Source organism: Paracoccus shandongensis (genome assembly GCF_017315735.1).
Classification (GTDB): domain Bacteria; phylum Pseudomonadota; class Alphaproteobacteria; order Rhodobacterales; family Rhodobacteraceae; genus Paracoccus; species Paracoccus shandongensis.
In genome coordinates, this window is sequence record NZ_JAFLRK010000006.1 from 87,330 (window position 1) to 112,760 (window position 25,431).

Genomic DNA, 25,431 nt, shown 5'->3' on the forward strand with positions numbered 1-25,431 from the left:
CCGTGCTAGGCTGGTCGAACACAGATCAAGAAAGGGTTATCCGATGAAGATCGACTTTGCGGGCAAGACGGGCATCGTGACGGGCGCCGCATCCGGCATCGGCAAGGCGATTGCCGAAGGTTATGCGGCATGTGGCGGCACGGTGATCGTGTCGGACCTTAAGCTGGATGCGGCGCAGGCTGTCGCCGATGCGATCACCGCCGCAGGGGGCCGCGCCCTGGCCTGTGCCGCCGATGTCGCGAGCGAAGAGGATGTCGAACAGTTGGTGCGCTTTGCCGAAGACCGCACGGGATCGCTGTCGCACATGGTGAACAATGCCGGGATCGGCGGGGCGCAGGCGCCGACGGGCGAATACCCGGTCGAGGCCTGGCGGAAGGTCATCGACGTGAACCTGATCGGGGTATTCCTAGGGATGCGCTTTGCCATTCCGGCGCTGAAGCGGGCCGGGGGCGGGGCCATCGTCAACGTGTCGTCGATCCTGGGCTCGGTGGGCTTTGCCCAATCGTCGGCCTATGTCGCGGCCAAGCATGGCGTGAACGGGCTGACCAAGACGGCGGCCCTGGAACATGCGGGCGACGGGATCCGGGTGAACGCGGTGGGCCCGGGCTTCATCAGCACGCCGATGGTGGACGACAACCTGGACAAGGCGACGCTGGATTACCTTGCCACGCAGCACGCCTTGGGGCGGTTGGGCACGGCTGACGAGGTTGCCTCGCTGGTGCTTTACCTGCTGTCGGATCTGGCAAGCTTCATCACCGGATCCTGTCACCTGGTCGATGGCGGCTATACGGCGCGCTAGCCCCGCCGGACCGCCGCCTTCAATTCGGACAGCCGATAGGCCCGCGTCGCAAAGCTGAGCGTGAAATAGATCGCTGCGCCCCCGAAGACCAGGACCGCCAGCCCCGGCACGCGCCCGACGCCCGCGCGGTCCAGCCAGCCCATGATGGCCCACAGCGCGCCCGCCATCAGCGCCGACGACAGCACGATCAGCGGCGTCTTGCGGCGCAGGCGGTCGTCGGCGCGGGCGGCGTCGCCCATGGCGCGGGTGCCCCACCACAGTTGCGCGACCATGATCCAGGCGGCGACGGTGGTGCCCAGGGCGGCGGCCAGGAAGCCCAGCCAGGGCATCAGGCCAAAGGCCACGATCGCGTTCACGACCATCGACCACAGGGCATAGCGGAACGGGGTCTTCGTGTCCTCTCGCGCGAAATAGAGCGGTTGCAGGATCTTTTGCAGCACGAACGCGGGCAGGCCGAAGGCATAGACGATCAGCGCGCGGGCCGTCTGGGTGGTGTCATAAGCCGTGAACTGGCCGCGCTCGAACAGGGTGCGGACCATGGGTTCGGCGATCACGGCGATGGCGAAGGCGGCGGGCAGGGTCAGGAACAACCCGAATTCCGTCGCCCGCGAATAGGCGGATTGCCCGCCCGCGTGATCGCCCGCGCGCAGGCGGCGCGCCAGTTCGGGCAGCAGGACCACGGCCACCGCCGCCCCGACCACGCCCAAGGGAAGCTGATACAGGCGGTCGGAATAGGACAGCCAGGAAATCGCGCCCTCGAAATGGCTGGCGACCTGGCGGCCGACCAGCAGGTTGATCTGGACCACGCCCCCCGCAAAGGCGGCGGGCAGGGCCACGGCCAGCAGGCGGCGCATGTCGGGGGTCAGGCGCGGGCGCTGCGGTCGGAAGGACCAGCCGGTGCGATGCGCGTCCCACCAGACCAGCGCAAGCTGCGCGATCCCCGTCAGCGGCGTGGCCCAGGCCAGCGTCAGGCCCACGTCCCATCCCTGCCACCAGGCCACCGCCATGGCTGCGATGAACAGCAGGTTCAGCAGCACCGGCGCGGCGGCGGCGGCGGTAAAGCGGCCATTCGCGTTCAGCACGCCCGAGATCATCGAGGCCAGCGAGATCAGCAGGATATAGGGGAACATGATCCGCCCATACTGCACGGCCAGCGGAAAGCGGTCGTCCCCCGCAAAGCCCGAGGCCATCAGCCAGACCAGTCCCGGCATGAAGACCATGGCGACGGCGGACAGCAGCAGCACGGACATCAGCAGGCCCGAGAACGCCTCGGACGCGAAGCGTTGGGCGTCCGTGTGGTCATCCAGCTTCTTGGCGAACATGGGCACGAAGGCCGTGTTGAACGCCCCTTCCGCGAAGAAGCGGCGGAACATGTTGGGCAGCGACAGGCCCACGAAGAAGGCGTCGGCCACGGCGCCGCTGCCCAGCCAGGCGGCCATCAGGATGTCGCGGACAAAGCCCGACACACGCGACACGAAGGTCCAGATCCCGACCGAGAGGAACCCGCGCACCAGTCCCGATTTCATGTGTTCAAGCCTCTGCCCGTTTCGCCCCGTCGGCAATAGCCGCGCGCAGCTTCTTTTCCAAGGCGTCGCGCTTGGCCTCGCTGTGCAGCTTCAGGCCGAACATGTCCTTGACATAGAAACTGTCCACCACCTGCGCGCCGAAGGTCGCGATCACGGCGCTGACGATCTGGATATGGTTCGCCGCCAGCGTCCGCGTCAGGTCGTAAAGCAGGCCCGGCCGGTCGCGGGTATCGACCTCGATGATGGTATAGATGTCGCTGCCTTCGTTATCGAAGGTGACATGGGTCGGGAACTTGAACTCGCGCGTGCGCTTCTTGGGCTTGTCGCGGGTGGCGAAAGCCTCGCGCGCGACGATCTCGCCCCTCAGGATGCGCAGGATCTTCTGGCGCAGGCGGGGCATCCGGTCTTCGTCAAAGGGGCTGCCGTCAGGATCCTGGACCCAGAAGACAGCGGTGGCGAAACCGTCGCGTGTCGTATAGGTGCGCGCGTCCACGACATTCGCCCCCATCAGCGTCAAGGCCCCGCAGAGGCGCGAGAAGATGCCCGGATGGTCGGCCAGCACAAAGGCCGCGCGCGTGGCGTCCCGGTCGGGATCGGCGCGCAGGTCGATGCGGATCTCGTCCGGCCCGATGCCCAGCAGCATTTCCGCGAAACAGGCCTGCGTTTCCGTCGGAAGGCCCGACCAATAGCTGTCGTAATGCCGCCCCAGTTCGGCCCGGATCGTCCGCGCCTCCCATCCCTTGGCGATCAGCATGTGGCGCAGGCTGCGCTTGGCCTCGCTCTGGCGGCGGTCGCGGTTCAGATCCTCCATGCCGTTTTCCAGGACGGCGGCGGTCTCCGTGTGCAGCCTGCGCAGCAGCGCGGCCTTCCAGTTGTTCCAGGTGCCGGGGCCGACGCCGCGGATGTCGCAGACCGTCAGCACCAGCAGCATGTCCAGCCGCCTGCGGGTCTTCACCGCCTTGGCGAAGTCGCGCAGCGTGCGGGGGTCGGCGATGTCGCGTTTCTGCGCCACGTCCGACATCAGCAGGTGGTTGCGGACCAGCCATTCCACCGTGTCGATGTCGTCCTGCGGAAAGCCGAAGCGCGCCGCGATCCGCCGCGCCAGCCGGGCGCCCAGGATCGAGTGATCCTCGCGCCGGCCCTTGCCGATATCGTGCAGCAGAACCGCCAGATACAGGACGCGGCGGTTGACGCCGCTTTCCATGATCTCGCTGGACAGCGGCAGATCCTCGGGATGCTCGCCCCGCTCGATCTCGGCAAGGGCCGCGACGCATTGGATGGAATGTTCGTCCACGGTGTAGTGGTGATACATGTTGAACTGCATCATCGCCACGACCGGCTCGAATTCCGGGATGAAGGCGGCCAGCACGCCCAGCTCGTTCATGCGGCGCAGGCCCCGTTCGGGATTGCCGTGCTTCAGCAGCAGGTCCATGAAGATGCGCGTGGCTTCCGGGTCGGCGCGGACCCTGTCGTCGATCAGGTCCAGGTTGGCCGCGACCAGGCGCATGGCGTCGGGGTGGATCAGGATGCCGGTGCGCAGCGCCTCCTCGAACAGGCGCAGGATGTTCAGGGGATCCTTCAGGAAGGCGGCATCGTCGGCGATGCTGAGGCGGCCCAGGTTGTCGGTGAAGCCCTCGCGCATCTTGCGGCGGCGGCGGAACAGCCGGCCCAGGAAGGGCGCGCTGCGGACGTGGCGGGCCTCAAGCTCGGTCAGGAAGACGCGGGTCAATTCGCCCACATGGGTGGCGTGGCGGAAGTAGTCCTGCATGAAATACTCGACCCCGCGCCGGGCCGAGGTGTCCTTGTAGCCCATGCGCCGCGCGACCTCGACCTGCATGTCGAAGGACAGGACATCCACGGGACGTCCCGCGATCAGGTGCAGGTGGCAGCGCACGGCCCAAAGGAAGTCCTCGGCCTGCCAGAAGGCCCCGTGTTCCTCTCGCGTGAAGACGCCCAGGTCGATCAGCTCGACCGCGCGGTCCACGCGATGGATGTATTTCGCGATCCAGTAGAGCGTCTGGAGGTCGCGCAGCCCGCCCTTGCCCTCCTTGACGTTGGGTTCCAGGACATATCGCTGGCCCCCCTGGCGCTGATGGCGGGCGGCGCGTTCCTCCAGCTTGGCCTCGATGAATTCGGGCACGGTGCGGGAAAACAGCTCGACCCACAGGCGTTCGCGCAATTCCTCGGCCAGGGGGGCATGGCCCGTGACCAGCCGGTGTTCCACAAGCGAGGTGCGGATGGTCATGTCGCCCGCGCCCAGGCGGATGCAGTCGTCCACGCTGCGGATGGAATGGCCCAGCTTCAGCTTCAGATCCCACAGGATATACAGCATCGATTCAACGACGCTTTCGGCCCAGGCGGTGATCTTCCACGGCGTCAGGAACAGCAGGTCCACGTCGGACGCGGGGGCCATTTCCGCCCGGCCATAGCCGCCGACGCCCAGCACCGCCAGGCGCTCGGCCTCGGACGAGGATCGCTGCGGGTGCAGGTGGGTGGTGGCGACATGATGGGTGGCGATGACGATGCCGTCCGTCAGGGTGGCGATGGCGCGCACGGTTTCGCGCGCGGCGCGGGGGTGGCTGGCAAGGCCCGCCTCGATCGCGGCCATGGCCTCGGCCCGCGCGTCCGACAGCAGCGCCACGGTGCGGGCGCGGATGTCCTTGCGGTCGGTCAGCCCGGCAAGGGCCTGGTCCAGGACCGGCAGGAAGCTGGCGGGGTCGAAGATGGGATGCGCCCCGGGCAGGGCCGGGGCGCTTTGAGGGATCGCCGTGTCAGGCAGGTCGGCCAAGGTCAGAACCCGAAGCCGCCGCCAAAGCCGCGCGGCGCGGGATCAAGGATCACCAGCCGGTTGCCGCGCAGGGTTGCGACCGCCAGCGCGCGTTCCGAGGTTCCGTCCGCACGCAGCCGGAACACCCCGCCGACGCCCGCAAAGCCCGCGTTCTGCGTCAGCCCGGTGGTCGTCAGCGCATTGCGCTTGCCGCTGCGCACCAGGGATGCGATGGCGGCCACCCCGTCATAGGCCAGGCTTGCCAGTTCATGCGGCTGCTCGCCATGGGCGCTGCGATAGCGGGCGTCGAACTGCGCCTTCAGGCCCTGGTCCGGGATCGCGAACCAGCCTTCCTGCAGTTGCGGCATCCCGATGCGGTTGGCGGGCTGGTCCCAGCGGGTCAGGCCCATCATCTGCGTCACCGGGGACCGGACCCCGGCAGCGGCCAGCTTTTCCGTCAGATAGGGCAGCACGGCCTGGTTGTTTGCGGTCATGAAGACGGCATCGACCTTGCCCGACTGCGCGGCGGCCGTGATCTGCGGGACCACCGCGTCGATGCCCGTGACCGAAACGGGATGGTTGCTGCGCCCGGCCAGCCGCGCGCCGTTGCGGGCGATGGCGGTCTCGATGGCGCGGCCGCCAAGCTGGCCCGCGATGTCGTCCTCGGCCACGACATAGATGTTGCGCTTGCCCTGGCGCGCGCCATAGGCCACCAGCCGGTTGGCGACATTGGCGAAGCTGTTGCCTAGGATGAAGACGTTGCCGCCCGCGATCTCGGCATTGTTGGAAAATGTCAGGACATTGATGTTGCGCGGCCGCATGGCGTTGCCCACGGCATTCGCGCCCTCGGCAAACAGCGGGCCCACGATGATCTGCGCGCCCGCGTCGGCTGCGGCATTGGCCTGGGCCACGGCCTGCGCGGTGCTGGTGCCGGTGTCATAGACGCGCAGGTCGATGGTGGCGCCCTGCGCATCGGCGGCGGCCATCCGCGCGGCGTTCTTGAGGCTGCGCGACAGCCATTCCAGGTCGGCCGATCCGCTGCCGCCCGGGGCCAGCAGGGCCACGCGCACGGGCTCGCCCGGGTTGATCAGGGGTCCGACGGCGGGGCCGCTGACCGTCTGCGACCCGCCGGTGGGCTCGCAGGCGGCCAGGACGAAGGCGGACAGGATGGCGGCGGCCCGGACGACGACGCGGCGCAATCCGGCGGCAGGCCCGGTTGTGGCGGAAACGACCATATGAAACTTCCCTGCTGTAAGATATCGGCGAGCTGCGGGCAGCCTAGGACCAACGGCTTGGCTTGGCAATCAGTCGGAAGGAAAACGAGAATGGACATCCAGCCCCCGCAGCGCCTGACCGCCCATGTCGAGGACAGGCGGCTTGACGCAGGCCTCTATCTGGTGGCGACCCCAATCGGCACGGCGCGCGACATCACCCTGCGGGCGCTGGACGTGCTGAATGCCGCCGATGTGCTGGCGGCCGAGGATACGCGCGTGCTGCGCCACCTGCTGGACATCCATGGCATCCCCCTGCGCGGGCGGCGCGTGCTGCCCTATCACGACCACAACGGCGACCGGGCGCGTCCCGCGCTGCTGGCGGCGCTGGAGCAGGGGCAAAGCGTGGCCTATGCCTCGGACGCGGGAACGCCGCTGGTGGCCGATCCTGGCTTCCGCCTGGCACGCGAGGCCGCAGGGGCAGGCCACCGCGTCCATGCCATTCCCGGTCCTTCGGCCCCGCTGGTGGCGCTGAGCCTGTCGGGCCTGCCCAGCGACCGCTTCCTGTTCGCGGGCTTTCCCCCGTCCACCAAGGGGGCGCGCATGACCTGGCTGCGGCAGTGGATGGCGGTCGATGCGACGTTGATCCTGTTTGAAAGCCCCCGGCGCGTTAATCAAACATTGGAAGAGATGTGCGAGATTGACGCGAATCGGATTACGGTGGTGGCGCGGGAACTGACCAAGAAGTTCGAGGAGGTGATCCGCGGCACCGCCGCCGAACTGGCCCGGGATCCCCGCATGGCCGCCCTGAAGGGCGAGGTGGTGATGCTGGTCGACCGGCCGGGTGCGGTGGTGGCCGATGACGACACGATCCGGCAGGCCCTGCGGGGAAGGCTGGGGCGGATGACGGTAAAGGACGCCGCGAAAGAGGTTGCGGCGGAACTGGGATTGGCACGGCGCGATGTTTACCAGATCGCGCTGGCCTTGGGCGAAGACAAGGGGTGATCATGAGCTATGCCAAGGCGGGGGATTTCGACTGGTCGCAGCCGGTCACGCCCCGGGCGGTGTCGGCTGCGCGTCGTTCGCGGGGGCGGCTTGCCCATCTGTCGGGAGCCCTGGCCGAGGATGGCGTCGCGCGCCTTCTTGAAGGCAGGGGCATGACGGTCCTCGCCCGTCGGTGGCGCGGAAAGGCAGGGGAAATAGACCTGATCTGCCGGGACAGGGAATGCCTGATCTTTGTCGAGGTCAAGCAGTCCGCGACCCATCACGAGGCCGCGCAGCGATTGGGTGCGGCCCAGCAGGGCCGCATCATGCGTGCCGCGCTGGAATATTGCGACAAGGAAGGCCACGCGCCCTTGCCCGAGATGCGCTTCGACGCGGCCCTGGTCGATGGTCAGGGCCGGATCGAGATCCTGGAGCGGGCCTTCGAGGAGGCCTTTGCCTGAACGATGCGGCACTTCGTTCGCCGGGTCGGCAGCCTTAGGGCATCGCCAAACGTTAACTTTGCCCCGATGGCGGGTTGAAGGTCTTTCATGCAGCGAATTGGTCATCACGCGGTGGGAGTATGCCAGGGAACCCGGCTGCTGTTTTCCGCATGCGAGGATCAGGGCATCATGTGGTCGGGCGAGGGGCCGCGTGCCGTCCGCCAAACCGTGAGCTTTCCCGAGCCCTTCGTCGCCCCGCCTGCGGTCCATGTCTCGGTCGGGATGTGGGATATTGCGGGGGATGCGAACCAGCGGGCCGACATCTGCGCCGAACAGGTCACCGCACGGGGCTTCGACATCGTCTTCCGCACCTGGGACGACACGCGGGTCGCCCGCATCCGCGCCTCATGGCTGGCCATCGGCGCGGTCCCCCATGACGACGACTTCGCCGTCTAGGCGCGGTCGAGGTTGACGGCGATCAGGCCTGCCGTTTCGTCCGGATGGGTCAGCGGCAGCATGTGGCCGGCCCCGGGCACCGTGGCGCGGCCGACATCGGCAAGGCGCGTGGCCAGGGCATCGGCGATGGCGTGGATGACCGGGGGCGTCCGCTCTCCGGCGATGATCAGGACGGGGGCGTCGATGGCCTCCAGCCCGCCCTCGCGCAGGATGTTCGCGCGGTCATGGGTCAGGGTGTCGTCGGTCGCGGCCACCAGACGGATCTGGTCGGTCATCATCCGGCGGGCAGGCGGGGGCAGGTCGTCGAAGGGCTGCGCGCCCCAGATGTCGATAAAGGCCCGGGCGGCATCTTCGGTGCGGCCCTGGGCCAGGTGGCCCGCGATGATCCGGTCGCGGTTTTCCTGATCTGCGTCGGGGGCTGCGGCGAACAGCACCGGCTCGACCAGGGTCAGGCTGCGGATGGCCTCGGGCGCAGCGACCGCGATGCGCAGGGCGACAGTCGCGCCCAGGCTGTGACCGATCAGATCCAGCGGGCGGTCGATGAAGCTGGCCGCGATCCGTGTGACGGCGGTGTGGAAATTCGGGCCCTCGGTCCCGTCCATCCACGGGCCGCTGCGGCCATGACCCGGCATGTCGAAGCCGATCAGATCGACACGGCCCTCCAGCCGCCGGGCGATCGGTCCCCAGTAGCCCGCGCTGCCCATCATGCAATGGAGCGCCAGGGCCGGACGGTCCCTGTCGCCGGGCCAGTGGCGCTTGTGGATGCCGGTCATAGCGTGGCGAGGTGCCGGTCAAGGAAATCCAGCCGGTCCTGGCCCCAGAACTTCTGCCCGCTGTCCCGCACCACATAGAAGGGCGATCCGAAGACCCCGGCCTCGACCGCCTGTTCCAGGTTGCGGCCATAGGTTTCGGCGCCGACGAACAGCCCCGTGTCGGCCAGGGCGGGGTCGAAGCCATGCGCGCCCAGGATGTCGCGGATCACGGCGTCGTCGCTGATGTCGCGGTCCTCGGCCCAGACGGCGCGCAGGAAACCCTGCACCAGCCCGCCCAGGTCGCCGCCGCCCGCCTGTTGCGCCGCGATGATGGCATAGGAGGACGGCGCCATGTTCACGGGCCAGAAGGCGGGCTTCAGGTTCAGGGGCATTCCCAGGTGATCGGCCCAGCGGGGCAATTCCTGCGCGCGATACTCCATCCGGCTGGGGTGGCGGCTGGCCGGGCGCACCCCGCCGGTGCGGTCGAAAAGCTGCAGCAGGTCCAGCGGCTTGTAGGTGATCGTCGCGCCGTGCCGCGTTGCCATCCGTTCCAGCCGGTCGCCTGCCAGATAGGCCCAGGGGCTGATCGTCCCGAAGTAGTAGTCGATGTTAGCCATAACGATCCCGTTGCGGTTTGCCCGCAGGCTAACCGGGTGCTAAGGCGGGCGCAATCTGGCGAATCCCCGCGCAAAGGCCCTTTTCATGCCCGTCATGACCGAACCCAAGCTGATTTCCGGCAATGCCAACCGGACCCTTGCCGCAGCCATCGCGCGGCGCATGTCGATGCACCGGGGGATGAATGTCAGTCTCTGCGATGCGCGGATCGAGCGGTTCAACGATCAGGAAATCTTCGTCGAGGTGTTCGAGAATGTCCGGGGCGAGGACATGTACATCATCCAGCCGACCTCGAACCCGGCCAATGACAACCTGATGGAATTGATGGTGATGACCGATGCGCTGAGGCGGTCCTCGGCGGCGCGGATCACGGCGGTCATTCCCTATTTCGGCTATGCCCGCCAGGACCGCCGCGCCAAGGCCCGCACCCCGATCAGCGCCAAGCTGGTTGCGAACCTGCTGACCGAAGCCGGGATCGACCGGGTTCTGACGCTGGACCTGCACGCGGCCCAGATCCAGGGCTTCTTCGACATTCCGGTGGACAACCTGTACGCCGCGCCGGTCTTTGCCCTGGACGTGCAGCATCATTTCCGGGGCCGCATGAACGACTTGATGGTGGTTTCGCCCGACGTGGGCGGCGTGGCCCGCGCGCGGGAACTGGCGACGCGGATCGGCGCGCCGCTGTCGATCGTGGACAAGCGCCGCGAGAAGGCGGGCGAGGTGGCCGAGATGACCGTGATCGGCGATGTCGAGGGCAAGGTCTGCATCATCGTGGACGACATCTGCGACACCGCAGGCACGCTGGTGAAGGCCGCGCAGACCCTGACCGACAGCGGCGCGACCGAGGTGCACGCCTATATCACCCATGGCGTCCTGTCCGGCCCGGCGGTCGAGCGTGTAGCCAAGTCGGTGATGAAGTCGCTGGTCATCACCGATTCGATCCAGCCGACCGAGGCGGTAAAATCCGCGCCCAACATCCGCATCGTTCCGACCGCGCCGATGTTCACGCAAGCGATCCTGAACATCTGGAACGGCACATCCGTCAGCAGCCTGTTCGAGACGGATACCCTGCTGCCGATCTATGAGGGGCTGTATTCCAACCCCTGACCTTGCGCTTGCGGCCCCGTCGGATGCCTCCGGCGGGGATATTTGAGTGAAGAAGAAGCCTAGAGCGCGCGCCAGCCGATGTCGCGGCGGCAGAACCCCTCGGGCCAGTCGAGGGCGTCCACCTGGGCATAGGCGCGGGCGTGCGCCTCGGCCAGGGTCGCGCCGCGTCCGGTGCAGGCCAGGACGCGGCCGCCGGTGGCGATGATGTGGCCGTCCTTGGCGGTGGTGCCCGCGTGGAAGGTCATGGCGAAACTGGTCTCGGACAGGGTGTCCAAGCCCTTGATGATGCTTCCTTTCCGATAGGCGCCCGGATAACCCCGGGCGGCCATGACCACGGTCAGGGCATGGTCGTCGGCCCAGTTAACCGAGGTTCCGGCCAGCCGCCCCTCGGCGCAGGCCAGCAGCAGGTCCAGCACCTGTCCGCCAAGCCGCATCATCAGCACCTGGCATTCGGGATCGCCGAAGCGGACATTGTATTCCACCAGCCGGGCGCGTCCGTCCTGGATCATCAGCCCCGCGTAAAGCACGCCCTGGAACGGCATCCCGCGCGCGGCCATCTCGGCCACGGTGGGGCGGACGATCTGTGCCATGACCTGGTCCTGCAGGGCAGGCGTCAGGATGGGGGCGGGGCTGTAGGCGCCCATGCCGCCGGTGTTCGGGCCGGTATCGCCGTCGCCCACGCGCTTGTGGTCCTGGGCGGTGCCGATGGAAAGGCAATCGGTGCCATCGCAGAGGATGAAGAAGCTGGCTTCCTCGCCCGCCATGAACTCCTCGATCACGACGGACATCTCGCCGAACTCGCCGTCGAAGATGGCGTCGATGGCGACGTGCGCCTGATCCACGGTTTCGGCCACGGTGACGCCCTTGCCCGCGGCCAGGCCGTCGGCCTTGACCACGATGGGGGCGCCCTGGGCGGAGACGTAATCGCGGGCGCTTGCGGCATCGGTGAAGCGCGCCCAGGCGGCGGTGGGCGCCCCGCAGGCGTCGCAGATTTCCTTGGTGAAGGCTTTCGATGCTTCAAGCTGGGCTGCGGCTTGCGACGGTCCGAAGACCAGGAAGCCCGCGTCGCGTAGCGCGTCGGACACGCCTGCGGCCAGCGGCGCCTCGGGGCCGATCACCACGAAGTCGATGGCATTTTCCTGGGCGAACTCCAGCACCTCGGCGCGCGACAGGATGTTCAGGTCGGCGCATTCGGCGACATTGACGATGCCCGCGTTGCCCGGCGCCACGATCAGGCGGTCGCATTTCGGGTTCTGCCGGATCGCCCAGGCCAACGCGTGTTCGCGCCCGCCGCCGCCGAGGATCAGGATGTTCATGGGCCGCCCTTTCGCTTCTGGTCGCGGCGTTCTAGTCTGGGCTGCCGAAGGGAACAAGACGCATGGATTTGCTGGAAGACGCGCCGGGCAGCAACGCCCATGAATTCACGGTTTCCGAACTGTCGGGGGCGGTCAAGCGCAGCCTGGAGGATCAGTTCGGCCGCGTCCGCGTGCGCGGAGAGATCGGCCGCGTGTCGCGCCCGTCATCGGGCCACATCTATTTCGACCTCAAGGACGACCGATCCGTCCTGGCCGCCGTGACCTGGAAGGGGCAGGCGGCGCGTCTGGCGCAGCGCCCCGAGGAGGGGATGGAGGTCATCGCCACCGGCCGCATCACCACCTTTCCGGGCCAGTCGAAATACCAGCTGATCGTGGACCAGATCGAGCCCGCGGGCCTTGGCGCGCTGATGGCGATGCTGGAAAAGCGCCGCCAGGCCCTTGCGGCCGAGGGGCTGTTCGACGAGGCGCGCAAGCGTCCGCTGCCGTCGCTGCCGCGTGTGATCGGGGTCGTGACCTCGCCGTCCGGGGCGGTGATCCGCGACATCCTGCACCGGCTGCGCGACCGCTTTCCGACACGCGTGCTGATCTGGCCCGTGGCCGTTCAGGGCGAGGGTTGCGCGCCGCAGGTGGCCGCCGCGATCCGGGGCTTCAACGATCTGCCGCAGGGTGGGCCGATTCCGCGCCCGGACCTGCTGATCGTCGCACGGGGCGGCGGCAGCCTTGAGGATCTGTGGGGCTTCAACGAGGAGGCGGTGGTTCGCGCCGCCGCCGAAAGCCGCATCCCGCTGATCTCGGCCGTGGGGCACGAGACAGATACCACGTTGATCGACTTCGCATCCGACCGCCGCGCACCGACCCCGACGGCTGCGGCGGAAATGGCGGTTCCGGTGCTGGCGGAACTGTCGGCGCGCCTAGCCGAATCGCAGGCCAGGCTGATGCGGTGCAGCCAGCATCACATCGACCGCCCCCGGCAGCGGCTGCGCGACCTGTCCCGCGCGCTTGGCCGCCCCGGCGCGTTGACCGAGGGCGCGCGGCAGCGGCTGGACCTGTGGGCTGGTCGGCTGGATCCCGCGCTGCACGGGCTGGTCCGCACCCGCAGGCACCAGCTTGCGGCGCGGCCCATGCCGGTGGCCTTGCTGCGGCGCTTCACCGACCGCAAGGCCCATGTGCTGCACGGGCTGGAACACCGGCTGGACTCGGCCGCGACCCGGCGGCTGGAACGGCGGCGCGACCGGATGGTGGCAATGGGGGAACGGCTGGAAGCCTCGCTGGCACGGGTGCTGGCGGGCACGCGGCGGGCGATCGCGCAGCAGGATCAGCGGCTGGCCGATCTGACGCGGCGGCTGGATCAGGCCGTGCAGCGGGCGATCCGCAACCGCGACCAGGCGATGCAGCGGGTGGACCGGCTGCGCCTGTCGCTGGGCTACAAGGAAACGCTGAAGCGTGGCTTCGTGGTGGTCCACGGCCCCGATGGCGTGATCACAACGGGTCAGGCGGCGCGCCAGATACCGCAGATGGATCTGGAATTCGCCGATGGCCGGGTGACGGCTCGCCCGGAAGGTGCCCCGCCGAAACCTACCCGCAAACCCAAGCCGCCTGAACAGAAATCCCTGTTCTGATTATTGGATGGCCCGCCCCTCCCGGCGCGATCTGGTACGATCGCTTTGTTTGGTGAGGAAAGGAGCGGAGCTATGTCGATCAGTATTCTTGGTGTTGATCTAGGCAAGAACCTGTGCAGCGTGGTGGGCTTGGACGGTTCGGGAGCTGTCGTGCTGCGGCGACGACTTCGGCGCAGCGGCCTCGTCGATTTCGTTCTCGGTCTTCCAAACAGTGCGATTGCCATGGAAGCCTGTTGTGGCGCGCATCATCTAGGTCGTGTTTTCGAAGCCGCGGGGCGCGAGGTGCGTTTGATGTCTCCGGAATATGTTCGGCCTTATGTGAAGGCTCAGAAGAACGACGACCGGGATGCCGAAGGGATTGCGGAGGCTGCGACGCGTCCGACCATGCGCTTTGTTCCGGTGAAGACCCAGGTCCAGTCGGACGTTCAGGCCCTTCATCGCGCACGGTCCCGCCTGGTTGCCGAGCGGACGGCGCTGATCAACCATCTTCGCGCCCTGCTGCTGGAGCGGGGCATTGTGGCCGCCAAAGGTCGCAAGAGTCTGGAAACAGAGCTGGAAGTGTTTACCGATGAAGAGCGTCCGCACGTGTCGCCCCGCATCCGGCTCTTGGTCGAGGACTTGCGATCGGAGTGGCGGGATCTCGACCGGCGTATTGCTGCCTTCGATGCAGAATTCGTTCGGATGGCACGGGACGATGAACCTGCGCGGCGTCTTACGTCGATCCCGGGCGTCGGGGTCATCAACGCAACAGCATTCATTGCTGCTGTCGGGGATGCGCGCTGCTTTAATCGGGGCCGTGATCTGGCGGCCTGGCTTGGACTTGTCCCGAAACAGGCCACGACAGGTGGAAAGCCGAAACTTCTGGGCATTTCGAAGCGCGGCAACCGCTATCTGCGCAGTACGCTGATCCATGGCGCTCGAGCTGTCCTGCCGCGGCTGACGAACGACCCTTCGCTGCTCGGAGCCTGGCTGCGCAGCCTGTCGGCGCGGGCGCACAAGAATGTCGTTGTCGTGGCTTTGGCTGCGAAACTGGCGCGTATCATCTGGGCAGTTCTGCGCACGGGCGACAGCTATAGATCGATGGCGGCATAGAAATAGGAGGCGGAGCGGGCAGCAACCCGCCCGTCGCCTGTCTGCGGGAGGTGTGAAGAAGATGGCCTGACAGTCGACCGGCGGCGGCGAATCCTGAAACTATTGAATGGCCTTCGAGGCCGCTCTGATTATGAGGACGTCGGCGCGCGGACCCCATCTTGGCCGAGGCAGAACCTCGAGACCGGATACGTTGATGCAGACTGACGAGCTTACTTCAAAATACACCCTTGCAGACGGGGCGGGCCATACGTTCTCGGAAGGGCGGCTGTCGGCGCCTGACCTGTTCCCGGACTTCAGCTTCCGCAGCCCGGTGGAGTACCGCATCCGGGCGACCGAGCCCGGCGCAAGCTGGCTGGTCGGGCTGGAGCGCGTGTCGTCGCAGGACTGGGTGCAGTATGACAGCAATGCCTTCCGCCGCATCAGCCTGCTGCCCGCCGCATCGGTGGGGGTGCAGAACTATGTGGCCTATTTCTCGAACCCGGCGCTGTTCCGGTCGGTCACCAATTCGCTGTTCATCGCGACCGTCAGCACCGTCCTGACGGTGGGCATGGCCTTCGGCTTTGCCTATGCCCTGACCCGCAGCCGGATGCGCTTCAAGGGCACGATGAAGATGATCGCCATGATGCCGATCCTGGTGCCCTCGCTGCTGCCGGGGATCGGGCTGGTTTATCTGTTCGGCAACCAGGGCCTGCTGAAGGGGCTGCTGATGGGCCATTCGATCTATGGCCCGCTGGGGATCATCATCGGGTCGGTGTTCTTCACCTTTCCCCATGCGCTGATCATCATCTCGACCGCGCTGGCGCTGTCGGACCAGCGCCAGTACGAGGCCGCGGAGTCGCTGCGCGCCTCGGCCTGGCGGACCTTCTGGACGGTGACGATCCCCGGGGCGCGCTACGGCCTGATCTCGGCCGCCTTCGTGACCTTCACGCTGGTCATCACCGATTTCGGCCTGCCCAAGGTCATCGGCGGGCAATACAGCGTGCTGGCCATCGACATCTACAAGCAGGTGATCGGCCAGCAGAACTTCCAGATGGGGGCGGTGGTGTCGGTGGTGCTGCTGGTTCCGGCGGTGCTGGCCTTCCTGGTGGACCGGCATGTGCAGAAAAAGCAGGTCTCGCTGTTGTCGGCGAAATCGGTGCCCTACCAGCCCAAGCCCCGGCGCGGCTTCGACATGCTGTGCCTTGGCTGGTGCGGGCTGATCGCGCTGTTCATCCTGGCCATCATCGGCACCTGCCAGCTGGCCGCGCTGGTCCGGCTGTGGCCCTATGACATGACGCCCAGCCTTGCCAACTATGCCTTTGACCGCATGGACGGGGGCGGCTGGCGGGCCTACTGGAACTCGATCCAGCTGGCCGGGCTGACGGCGGTGATCGGCACGGCCATCGTCTTCACCGGCGCCTACATGGTCGAGAAGATCGACGGGTTCCGCCTGGGCCGGGGGCTGTTCCAGTTCCTGGCGATGCTGCCCATGGCGGTGCCGGGGATGGTGCTGGGGCTGGCCTATATCTTCTTCTTCAACAACCCGGCCAACCCGCTGAACGCCATCTATGGCACCATGGCGATCCTGGTGCTGTCCACGGTCACGCATTTCTACACCGTGGGCCACCTGACGGCGCTGACCGCGCTGAAGCAGATCGACGCGGAATTCGAACCCGTCGCGGCCTCGATGCGCCAGCCCTTCCACCGGGTCACTTCGTCACGCAGATCCGAAAAGACCCTCGAGCTTGCGCCTGCGGGACATCCTTGTCCGGCAAACAGCTTCTTCAGCTTGGCGCATGACCGTCAGGCGATGGCAGGCAGGCATCGCTGTGACCGGTGGCGCACTATCTTGCGGTCCGCAGCGCGGGCCAAGGTTACGGACGGGCAATGGTTTCCGGGCCGGAGGGGTGAATCCAGCCGGCCCGGCGCTGGATCATCCGCCAATCCGGCCGTGCGGTGCCATGTCGGACTGGGGGGAACGGCGGTTCAGGACGGCGTAAACCGCCGCCGCCGCGACAAAGGTCACAGGGGCCGAGAAGGTGGCAGCCGCGCCGCCCGCGAAATGCAGCGCGAGCCCGATCCCCGCGGCCAGCAGCCAGGCGCCAAGGCCCGCAGGATTGACCGCAGCGGTATCCCGCAGCCGGAAGCTGACCCGGTCATGGGCCGCGCCCGCCTTGCCCTCGGTCAGGATGTGGACCAGCGCGATGCCGACCCAGGCCACCACGAAGATGCCCTGATAGGCCAGGGCCTGAAGGATATAGGCGAACACATCGGCCAGCATCAGCAGATAGCAGATGACGCCCACCACGCAGGCCCAGAAGATTTTCGGCAGCTTCAGCCGGAACACCGTCTGGGCGAAACTCTCCATGTTCACGGCGGCCAGGTAGTAGTTGGCGGTGTTGATCCGCGTCTGGCTGATCCAGACAAAGGCCAGTCCCGCCAGACCCATCAGCTGGATCAGCGCCAGGACGACCGACACCTCGGTCACGCCGCCTTCGGTGGGCAGGCTTGCGGCCAGGAAGATGCCCGCAAGGCCGTTCAGAAGGAAGGCCACCAGATAGAAGGGCGCGCCGAAATTGATCGTGGCGTGATAGGACGCGTCCTCGGGCCTGCCGAAGCGGGCATAGTCATAGGTGAACATCATCAGGATCCAGATGCCCATGAAGGCCACGAAGCAGTCCCACCAGCCGGTGGCAGACGCGCCGCCGTCCGGTCCCAGGGTCAGCCAGGCGTCGGAATAGCCGTATTCGGCCACAGCCAGGCCCACCGCCGACAGAAGCCCGATCAGGTAGAAGGGCAGCAGCAGGCCGTTCAGCTTGTCCAGCCAGTTCTGGATCGACCCGAAGATCAGCAGCACGGAATAGACCACCACCACCAGCGCGGCCAGGGGATAGGCCAGTCCGGCATAACTCTGGATCGCCAGGGCGATCACCGATCCCTCGAAGACCGCGTAATAGATGGCGGTGGCAAAGAAGATCAGCGTGGCGATGGCAGCGCCCGTGCGCCCCAGCAGGATGCGCGAGAACAGCGACACCGACAGCCCCGTGCGGATTGCATGGCGCACCAGGACGGCATTCACGGCGGCATAGGCCGCGACCGAAAGCACCAGGCCGATGATCGCGTTGACCGAGCCATAGGCCAGCGCCAGCGTGGCCGACACGACAAGATAGAACATCGCCGAACAGACCGACCACCAGGCCATGGTCAGCGGAAGGCGGGCCATGCGCTGGTCGGCAGGCACCGGGCGATCGGAAAACTCCAGCTCCTGCGCTTCGTCCGAAGCGGCTTGCAGGGTTCCAGCCATTGATAAAACTCCCCGTGTTTCGTTGGACTTTTGACTGAACGGGGGGGTGCAGGGACAGGCCTGCGGCCGCCCATGCCTTTTTCCAGACATCTTGCAGTGATCCCGGGCGCCAGGACGTGACCGGCGCCCGCAGGTGGCGTGATCCCCGTTTCAGTGCCGGTGATCGTGGGCAAGGGCGCCGGGCGCGTCTTGTCCGGCAATGCGCGATTTCTTGTCAGGCCGCGCTGAAGGCCGTGCGGCGGCAGTCCGAAGGCGTCATGCCGAACTGCGCCTTGAACAGCCGCGAAAACTGCGCCTGGTCGGAAAAGCCGAAGCGATAGGCGATTTCGGCCAGCGAAAGCGTCTGCGACGAGGACATCGCGTCGCGCGCCGCGAACAGCCGTTCCTCGCGGGTGAACTGCGCCACGGTCTTGTCCGTGTCACTGAACAGTTCGTGCAGATAGCGTTTCGAGATGCCGCACTGGTCCGCCACGAAATCGGGCGACAGCGCCGGGTTCGACAGGTTCTGCCGGATCACCCGTTCCGCCCGGCGCAGATGGCCCGCCCGGACCGAGGACTTGACCCCGTCGTCGCGGTCCAGGCGTTCGTCCAGGGCGATGGCCAGAACCTCGACGATCTGGCGCCCCAGAAGGGCTGCGGCATGGGATTCGGTGCCGGTCAGCGATTGCAGTTCCGACATCATGGCGGTCATCAGCCGGGGCAGGCCGGACCGGGCGTCGATCACCATGGCGCAGAAGCGGTCGGGACTGCGCAGCCTTTCGGCCAGCATCCGCTTGGGGATCTTCAGAACGCACAGCTCGTTCGGCTCGGCATAGGAAAAGCGGTAGGGCTCGTCGCCGCGTTCGACGATGAAGCCGCCCGGGTCGCAGCGCACGTCGCGCCCCAGCTGGCGAAAGCTGACCGGGCCGCGCCGGGGCACGGTGATCAGGTATTCCTCGGGGCCGGTATGGGAAATGTGGCGGGCCTGGCGTTCGTATTGCATCGGGCCGGTGGCCAGCCGCGACAGCGACACCTGCCCCATGCTGCGCCGTTCCAGCCTGCCCGAAAAACCCGCCGGTTCCCGGAAGGTCAGTTGCAGCGGGAAATAGGTGTCCGCGATCACCCGGCTCCATTCCGCGGCGCGGGCGGCGGGATCGATTCCCGCAGTGCTGTATGCGGTAACGTCCATGTGCCCTCCTCCCAGAAAGCCCGGCCATGGTAGAGGGCGGGCCGCGCCGTCGCAAGACGCCAGATTCGGCCCGTTCCGCGCGGGCCGGCAAGGTTTCATGCGCCCTGCGGCAAATGCCGCCCCAGTCCTTCACGCATCGGCAACAGTTCCTTCGCCCCGCTGCAAGAACGGGGGGGTGTTCGCGGCCATTCTCGACCGATGCCGGGCGGTGGACCGGATGAGGAGACCCCCGCCGCCCCTGCCAGAGCAGGAGGAGCTTGAGCAATGAAGAAACGCAATGTGGACCCGATCACGCTGTCGGTGGTGCGCGGCGTGCTGGAAACCGCCCAGCGGGAAATGACGCTGACCCTGGAACAGACGGCGCGCAGTTCGGTCTTCAACCTGGCGCATGACTATTCGACCGCGCTGTTCAACCACACGCCCGAGATGATCCTGCAGGGCCAGGACATCCCGATCCACCTGGGTTCGCTGATCCCGGCGATGAAGTCGGTCGCGGGATATTTCGAGGGCGACATCCACGAGGGCGACCTGATCCTGCACAACGATCCGGCCTATGGCGGGTCGCACATCATCGACACCTGCATGTACATGCCGGTCTTCTATCAGGGCGAGCTGGTCTTCTGGACGGTCTGCAAGGGCCACCTGACCGATATCGGCGGCCCGGTGCCCGCCGGCTACAACCCCAACGCCAAGGAGATCTTTGCCGAAGGGCTGCGCATCCCGCCGGTCAAGATCTGGGACCGGGGCCGTCCCCGCAAGGACGTGATGAACCTGCTGCTGACCAACATGCGGGCGCGCCGCGACCAGGAAGGCGACTTCAACGCCCTGATCGGGGCCTGCCAGGTCGGCGCGCGGGCCCTGATCCGCATGATGGACAAATACGGCAAGGAGGTCGTGCAGGACTGCATCGCCGAACTGCTGGACATGGCCGAGGCGCATATGCGCAAGCTGATCGCCGAGGTGCCCGACGGCACCTATTCCGGCACCGCCATCCTGGAGGACGCGGGCCACGGCTTCGGCGATTTCGAGATCACGGCCACCGTCACCATCGCCGGCGACAGCTGCCACATCGCCGTCAACTCGCCCCCGCAGGTGCCCTATTTCATCAACAGCTATGAAGGAAACAGCCATTCCGGCGTTTACCTGGGGCTGATGATGTTCGCCCAGCTTCCGCCGCCCTATAACGAGGGGCTGTATCGCTGCGTGACGACGGACATGGGGCCCAAGGGGACGCTGTGCAACGCGCAGTCGCCCGCGCCGCACATGAACTGCACCACCACACCGATGGAAACGCTGACCGACGCGGTGCGGCTGGCCTTCGAACAGGCGGCGCCCGCCAAGGTGTCGGCCAGCTGGGGCCATGCCAACGGCTGCAACATCGCCGGCTGGGACACCCGCCACGACGAGGAATACGTAACCATGGTGCTGGCCTCAATCATCTCGGGGGCGGGGGCCACGGCGACGCAGGACGGCTGGCACGCCTGCGGGCCGGAATGCTGCTTCGGCGCGCTGACCAGCGGCGATATAGAGATGCTGGAACACAGCTATCCGATCATCATCCACCGCTATTCCCTGATGGAGGATTCGGGCGGCGCGGGCAAGCATCGCGGCGGCTCCGGCACCTGCTGGGAGGTCGAGCCGCTGGACAGCCCGATGACGCTGATCACCTTTGGGGAAGGCCGCCGCATCCCCGCCATGGGCGCGGCCGGCGCCCGGTCCGAGATGGTGGAAACCAAGGTCGGCCGGCTTGAGGTCACGCGGAACGGCGAAACCCGGGTCATCACCGAAAACGTGATCGAGACCATCCAGCCCGGCGAACGCGCGGCCAACAAGAACCCCGGCGGCGGCGGTTACGGCAACCCGTTCGAACGCGACATCGCTCGCGTTCTGCAGGATGTCCGCGACGGCCTTGTCAGCGTCGAGGGCGCGCGCCGCGACTATGGCGTGGTGATCGCCGATCCCGCATCGCTGACCGTGGACGAGGCCGCGACCGCGCGCCTGCGCGCCGCCTGATCCCCCATTCCCATGACGCCGGGGCCTGCACGGCCTGCCGCCTGCGCCCCGGCTTTCCGCAAAGGATCCATCCCATGCAGAACCAGTATCGTCTTGGCATCGACGCCGGCGGCACCTTCACCGACTTCATCCTGGCCGACCGCAAGGGCGAGGTGCGCATCTTCAAGGCGCTGTCCACGCCCAACCGCCCGACCGAGGCCATTCGCAACGGCCTGAAGATCATCGAGGAGGAAACCGGCCTTTCGCCCGAAACCATCGTCTCGAACGCGGATCTGTGCATCAACGGCACCACCGTGGGCCTGAACGCGCTGATCACCCATACCGGCGCCAAGACCGGCCTGATCGCCACCAAGGGCCACGAGGACAGCATCGAGATCCGCCTGGGCCACAAGGAAGACGGCTATCGCTATGATCCCGAATACCCGCCCGCGACCATGCTGGTGCCACGGTATTTGCGGCGCGGCGTGTCCGAACGCGTGCTGTCGAACGGCACCGTCCACACGCCCCTGAACGAAGACGAGGTGCGCGAAGCCTGCCGCCATTTCCTGCGCGAAGGCGTGGAATCGGTCGCCATTTCCTTCGTCTGGTCGGTCCTGCATCCCGACCACGAACAGCGCGCCGCCGCCATCGTGCGCGAGATGATGCCCAACGTGCGCCTGACCATCGGCAGCCAGCTTTACCCGCAGGTGCGCGAATACACCCGCACCTCGACCGCGATCGTGAACGCCTATCTGGCGCCGATCCTGCAACGCTATGTCCGGGCCGTGGATGCCTATTTCCAGCGTCTAGGCGCGCGCCAGCCGGTGCGTTACTTCCAGTCGAACGGCGGGCTGGCGCTTGGCCGGATCGTGGCCGACCAGTCGGTCTATGCGATCAATTCCGGTCCCGCATCCGCGCCGCAGGCCGCGATGTGGCTGGGCGAGCCCTGGGGGATGCGCGACATCATCACGGTGGACATGGGCGGCACGTCCTTCGACATCACCCTGACCCGCGACGGCCGCGCCAATGTGTCCAAGAACATCGACTTCCTGCGCTATCGCATCGGCATCCCGATGATCCAGGTGGAAACCCTGGGTGCGGGCGGCGGCTCGATCGGCTGGATCGACGGCATGGGCCTGTTGCAGATGGGTCCGCAATCGGCCGGGTCCGAACCCGGGCCCGCCTGCTATGGCAAGGGCGGCGAAAAGCCCACCACCACCGATGCGAACCTGGTCCTGGGCTATCTGAACGCCGAAGGGCTGGTCGGCGGCCGCCTGCCGCTGGATGTGGAGAAGGCGCGGACGGCGATCCGCACGCATCTGGCCGATCCGCTGGGCATCAGCGTCGAAAAGGCCGCATACGGCATGTTCACCATCGTCAACAACAACATGGTGAACGCCATCCGCCGGGTGTCGGTGGAACGCGGCTATGACCCGCGCGACTTCGTGCTGAACTGCGCGGGCGGCGCCACGGGCGCGCATATCACGGCGCTGGCGCGCGAGATGGGCATCCGCAAGGTGCTGGTCTCGAAACTCGCCTCGGGGCTTTGCGCCTTTGGCCAGATCCTGTCGGACGTGAAATACAACTACATGGCCCCCGCGCCCGTGCGGCTGGAAGGGGCCGAAGCCGCCGCCCATCTGGACCGGCTGTTCAACGGGCTGGAGACGCGGGGCCGCGAGGATCTGGCCCTGGACGGCTTCACCGAGCAGAAGGTCAGCATCCGCCGCAGCCTGGACATGCGCTATGTCGGGCAGGTGCATGAATGCACCGTGGACGTGGACCCGTTCGAGATCACGGAAGCCGCGCTGGAACGCCTGAAGGCCGCCTTCCACGCCCGGCACGAGGAGCTTTACACCTATTCCGAGCCGAACAGCGCGGTCGAGGTCGTCAATGTCGAAAGCGCCATCACCGGCGCCGTGGACAGGCCCGGCCGGACCACCCTGGCCCCGGGCAAGGGCGCCCATTCCGCCCTGCGCGGCACGCGCGAGATGATCTTCAACGCCGAAGGCATCGCCCATGAAACGCCGGTCTATGACGGGGCGCTGCTGGGCGCGGGGGACCGCATTTCCGGCCCCGCCGTGATCCAGGAGGTGACGACGACCATCGTCATCGAACCCGGCTGGGTGGCGGACCTGCACGAATCGGGCGTCTATGTCCTGACCCTGGGGGCCGAGGCCCGGACGGCGCAGACCGCCGAACTGGCCGCCGAACACGCCTGAGAGGAACAGGGGGCGGGGCCGACCGTGGCCCCGCCCGCGTCACAGATAGGGCGGCGTGCAGGCCGACACCACCACGGCCTCGCGGTCGCCCAGGTTGCGGAAGCGGTGGGGCAGGGTGGAATCGAACAGATAGCTGTCGCCCGCCTTCAGCACCGCGATGTCCTCGCCCACGGTCAGCTCGATCTCTCCGGCGATGACCACGCCGCCTTCATGCGAGGCGTGTTCCAGCATCTGCTCGCCCGTGTCGGCGCCCGGTTCATAGCGTTCGTGCAGGATTTGCAGGTTGTGCGCTCGGGCGTCGCCCACCTGCTTCAGCGTGATCCGGCCCCGGGCGTCGTCCAGCGTCGAATACAGCCGCGCGGTCAGGTCGCGCATGTCCTGCGGGCGAAAGAACACCGCCTGGCTGGCCGGGATGTCGGGTTCGAAGAATTCCGACATCGTCAGGCCCATGCCACCCAGGATCTTGCGCAGGGACGCCACTGATGGGCTGGACCTGTTCGTCTCGATCATCGAAATCTGGCCATGCGGCACGCCCGAGGCATCCGCCAGCTGCCGCTGCGACAAACCCGCAGTTCTGCGCAAATCCCGCAGTCTTTCACCGACATTGAAGTCCTCCATGGGTTCATCCTTTCCAGGCGGTAGCGGCCCCTCCTGCGTCACAGTGCTTGAATTCTTGTCGCAGAGTGCGCAGGATCATGAAAAATATTGCTCAATATATTGAGCGAACCATACTCAGAATCAACCCATCCGATGAGGTTCAGATGACCAGCACCGCCGAACTGATTGCCCGCAAGTCCAACTCCGTCGCGCGCGGCGTGGGAACCCGGGGCATCTACGCCGCCCGGGCCGAGAATGCCGAGCTTTGGGACGCCGAAGGGCGCCGCTTCATCGACTTTGCCGCAGGCATCGCGGTGAACAACACCGGCCACCGCCACCCCCGCGTGATGGCCGCTGTCGCGGAACAGGCGCAGGCCTTCACCCATACCTGCTTCCATGTCGCGCCCTACGAATCCTATATCCGCCTGGCCGAACGCCTGAACGCCGCCACGCCCGGCGATTTCGCCAAGAAGACCATGCTGGTCACCACCGGGGCCGAGGCCGTCGAAAACGCGGTCAAGATGGCGCGCGCCTTTACCGGCCGGTCGGGCGTCATCTCGTTTTCCGGGGCCTTCCACGGGCGCACCCTTCTGGGCATGGCGCTGACCGGCAAGGTCGCGCCCTACAAGAAGGGCTTCGGCGCCATGCCGCCGGAAATCCTGCACGCGCCCTTCCCCAACGCCTTCCACGGCGTCAGCGAGGCCGAGGCCCTGGGGCAACTGGAACGCCTGCTGGCATCGTCCGTCGATCCCGAGCGCGTGGCCGCGATCATCATCGAGCCGGTGCAGGGCGAGGGCGGCTTCACCATCGCGCCGGTCAGCTTCCTGCGCGCGCTGCGCACGATCTGCGACCGCCACGGCATCGTGCTGATCGGGGACGAGGTGCAGGCCGGGATGGCGCGCACCGGGCGCATGTTCGGTTTCGACCATGCGGGCGTGGCCCCCGACCTGGTGACGATGGCCAAGGGGCTGGCGGGCGGTTTCCCCCTGTCGGCCGTGACGGGCCGGGCCGCCATCGTGGACGCGCCCGATCCCGGCGGGATCGGCGGCACCTATGCGGGCAACCCGCTGGCGGTGGCGGCGGCCAATGCCGTCCTCGACGTGATCGCCGAGGAACGCCTGTGCGACCGCGCCGCCGAGATCGGCGAGGTGATCCGGGCGCGCCTGACGCAGATTGCCGCCCGGCAGGGCATGGAATGCATCGGCGAGGTGCGCGGCCTGGGCGCGATGAACGCCTTTGAACTGGTGACCGACCGCGCCACCAACGCTCCCGACGCGGCCCTTGCCGGCGCCATCGTGGCCGAGGCCGAGGCGCGCGGGCTGATCCTTCTGTCCTGCGGCACCCGCTACAACGTGATCCGCCTGCTGCCGCCGCTGACCATCCCCATGGCGCAGCTGGACGAGGCGCTGGACATCATCGAAGCCTCGATCGAGGCCGCGACGATGCGCCAGGCCGCCTGATCCCTCCGGACGGCGGGCCTGCGGGCCT

19 protein-coding genes and 1 pseudogene are annotated in these 25,431 nt (G+C 67.1%); 11 read left to right on the top strand and 9 right to left on the bottom strand.

Translation table 11 applies throughout. The features are described 5' to 3' along the window. The first annotated feature begins 43 nt into the window (after window positions 1-43). A complete protein-coding gene (locus JX613_RS06645; protein ID WP_207100677.1) occupies window positions 44-799 on the top strand; it encodes an SDR family NAD(P)-dependent oxidoreductase in 756 nt (251 codons plus the stop codon). On the opposite strand, the gene murJ is transcribed toward JX613_RS06645, so the two are convergent. The 3 genes from murJ to JX613_RS06660 form a co-directional block, all read right to left on the bottom strand. After that, window positions 796-2,325 (bottom strand): murein biosynthesis integral membrane protein MurJ, encoded by a 1,530-nt coding sequence (gene murJ / locus JX613_RS06650; protein WP_207100678.1) that lies wholly within the window; start codon window positions 2,323-2,325, stop codon window positions 796-798. The two genes, JX613_RS06645 and murJ, sit on opposite strands and share 4 nt — an antisense overlap. Window positions 2,326-2,329: 4 nt before the next feature. Further along, the gene (locus tag JX613_RS06655; protein WP_419538821.1) at window positions 2,330-5,050 is read right to left on the bottom strand and encodes a [protein-PII] uridylyltransferase; all 2,721 of its coding nucleotides are present in this window, start codon (window positions 5,048-5,050) and stop codon (window positions 2,330-2,332) included. A 65-nt stretch (window positions 5,051-5,115) separates the two neighbouring features. After that, on the bottom strand, window positions 5,116-6,327 hold the full coding sequence (locus JX613_RS06660; protein WP_207100679.1) for a penicillin-binding protein activator: 1,212 nt from the start codon (window positions 6,325-6,327) through the stop codon (window positions 5,116-5,118). Window positions 6,328-6,417: 90 nt separating this feature from the next. Between JX613_RS06660 and rsmI the strand changes: the two genes are divergently transcribed. The 3 genes from rsmI (at window position 6,418) to JX613_RS06675 (ending at window position 8,183) form a co-directional block, all read left to right on the top strand. Next, the gene (rsmI, locus tag JX613_RS06665) at window positions 6,418-7,308 is read left to right on the top strand and encodes a 16S rRNA (cytidine(1402)-2'-O)-methyltransferase (protein WP_207100680.1); all 891 of its coding nucleotides are present in this window, start codon (window positions 6,418-6,420) and stop codon (window positions 7,306-7,308) included. Window positions 7,309-7,310: 2 nt separating this feature from the next. After that, window positions 7,311-7,748 carry a YraN family protein gene (locus tag JX613_RS06670; protein WP_207100681.1) on the top strand — a complete coding sequence of 146 codons (438 nt, stop codon included), beginning with the start codon at window positions 7,311-7,313 and terminating at the stop codon, window positions 7,746-7,748. Between the two features lie 87 nt (window positions 7,749-7,835). Then, window positions 7,836-8,183: an H-type lectin domain-containing protein gene (locus JX613_RS06675; protein ID WP_207100682.1), complete on the top strand. Its 348-nt coding sequence runs from the start codon at window positions 7,836-7,838 to the stop codon at window positions 8,181-8,183. On the opposite strand, the gene JX613_RS06680 is transcribed toward JX613_RS06675, so the two are convergent. After that, window positions 8,180-8,956: an alpha/beta fold hydrolase gene (locus JX613_RS06680; RefSeq protein WP_207100683.1), complete on the bottom strand. Its 777-nt coding sequence runs from the start codon at window positions 8,954-8,956 to the stop codon at window positions 8,180-8,182. The two genes, JX613_RS06675 and JX613_RS06680, sit on opposite strands and share 4 nt — an antisense overlap. Then, window positions 8,953-9,552 (bottom strand): 2-hydroxychromene-2-carboxylate isomerase, encoded by a 600-nt coding sequence (locus tag JX613_RS06685; protein ID WP_207100684.1) that lies wholly within the window; start codon window positions 9,550-9,552, stop codon window positions 8,953-8,955. Before JX613_RS06685 ends, JX613_RS06680 begins: the two co-directional genes overlap by 4 nt. Window positions 9,553-9,637: 85 nt before the next feature. Here JX613_RS06685 and JX613_RS06690 point away from each other — a divergent pair, with 85 nt between their 5' ends. Next, a complete protein-coding gene (locus JX613_RS06690; protein ID WP_207100685.1) occupies window positions 9,638-10,657 on the top strand; it encodes a ribose-phosphate pyrophosphokinase in 1,020 nt (339 codons plus the stop codon). 59 nt (window positions 10,658-10,716) lie between these two features. Here the strand turns inward: JX613_RS06690 and purD are convergent, their stop codons facing one another. Continuing rightward, window positions 10,717-11,973 (bottom strand): phosphoribosylamine--glycine ligase, encoded by a 1,257-nt coding sequence (gene purD, locus JX613_RS06695; RefSeq protein WP_207100686.1) that lies wholly within the window; start codon window positions 11,971-11,973, stop codon window positions 10,717-10,719. A 62-nt stretch (window positions 11,974-12,035) separates the two neighbouring features. Here purD and xseA point away from each other — a divergent pair, with 62 nt between their 5' ends. From xseA to JX613_RS06710, 3 genes and pseudogenes are all read left to right on the top strand, one after another. Beyond that, entirely contained in the window at window positions 12,036-13,592 is a 1,557-nt protein-coding gene (gene xseA / locus JX613_RS06700; RefSeq protein WP_207100687.1) for an exodeoxyribonuclease VII large subunit, read from the top strand. A gap of 72 nt (window positions 13,593-13,664) precedes the next feature. Beyond that, a complete protein-coding gene (locus JX613_RS06705) occupies window positions 13,665-14,684 on the top strand; it encodes an IS110 family RNA-guided transposase (protein WP_207100688.1) in 1,020 nt (339 codons plus the stop codon). Between the two features lie 193 nt (window positions 14,685-14,877). Next, window positions 14,878-16,311: pseudogene (locus JX613_RS06710) on the top strand (ABC transporter permease subunit); the annotation flags it as partial. A gap of 285 nt (window positions 16,312-16,596) precedes the next feature. Here JX613_RS06710 and JX613_RS06715 read toward each other — a convergent pair. Both JX613_RS06715 and JX613_RS06720 read right to left on the bottom strand, forming a co-directional pair. Further along, window positions 16,597-17,967 carry a purine-cytosine permease family protein gene (locus tag JX613_RS06715; RefSeq protein WP_207100689.1) on the bottom strand — a complete coding sequence of 457 codons (1,371 nt, stop codon included), beginning with the start codon at window positions 17,965-17,967 and terminating at the stop codon, window positions 16,597-16,599. A gap of 214 nt (window positions 17,968-18,181) precedes the next feature. Then, complete coding sequence (locus JX613_RS06720; protein ID WP_207100690.1) at window positions 18,182-19,135, bottom strand: AraC-like ligand-binding domain-containing protein; 954 nt, start codon at window positions 19,133-19,135, stop codon at window positions 18,182-18,184. Between the two features lie 264 nt (window positions 19,136-19,399). Between JX613_RS06720 and capB the strand changes: the two genes are divergently transcribed. Together capB and capA are read left to right on the top strand one after the other, a co-directional pair. Next, the gene (gene capB, locus JX613_RS06725; protein WP_207100691.1) at window positions 19,400-21,148 is read left to right on the top strand and encodes a caprolactamase subunit beta; all 1,749 of its coding nucleotides are present in this window, start codon (window positions 19,400-19,402) and stop codon (window positions 21,146-21,148) included. A 74-nt stretch (window positions 21,149-21,222) separates the two neighbouring features. Next, window positions 21,223-23,346 (top strand): caprolactamase subunit alpha, encoded by a 2,124-nt coding sequence (gene capA / locus JX613_RS06730; protein WP_207100692.1) that lies wholly within the window; start codon window positions 21,223-21,225, stop codon window positions 23,344-23,346. 39 nt (window positions 23,347-23,385) lie between these two features. Here the strand turns inward: capA and JX613_RS06735 are convergent, their stop codons facing one another. Next, window positions 23,386-23,964: a cupin domain-containing protein gene (locus JX613_RS06735; protein ID WP_207100693.1), complete on the bottom strand. Its 579-nt coding sequence runs from the start codon at window positions 23,962-23,964 to the stop codon at window positions 23,386-23,388. Between the two features lie 143 nt (window positions 23,965-24,107). Here JX613_RS06735 and gabT point away from each other — a divergent pair, with 143 nt between their 5' ends. Then, window positions 24,108-25,403, top strand: coding sequence for a 4-aminobutyrate--2-oxoglutarate transaminase (gene gabT, locus JX613_RS06740; protein WP_207100694.1), 1,296 nt, complete (start codon window positions 24,108-24,110; stop codon window positions 25,401-25,403). Window positions 25,404-25,431: the final 28 nt, after the last annotated feature.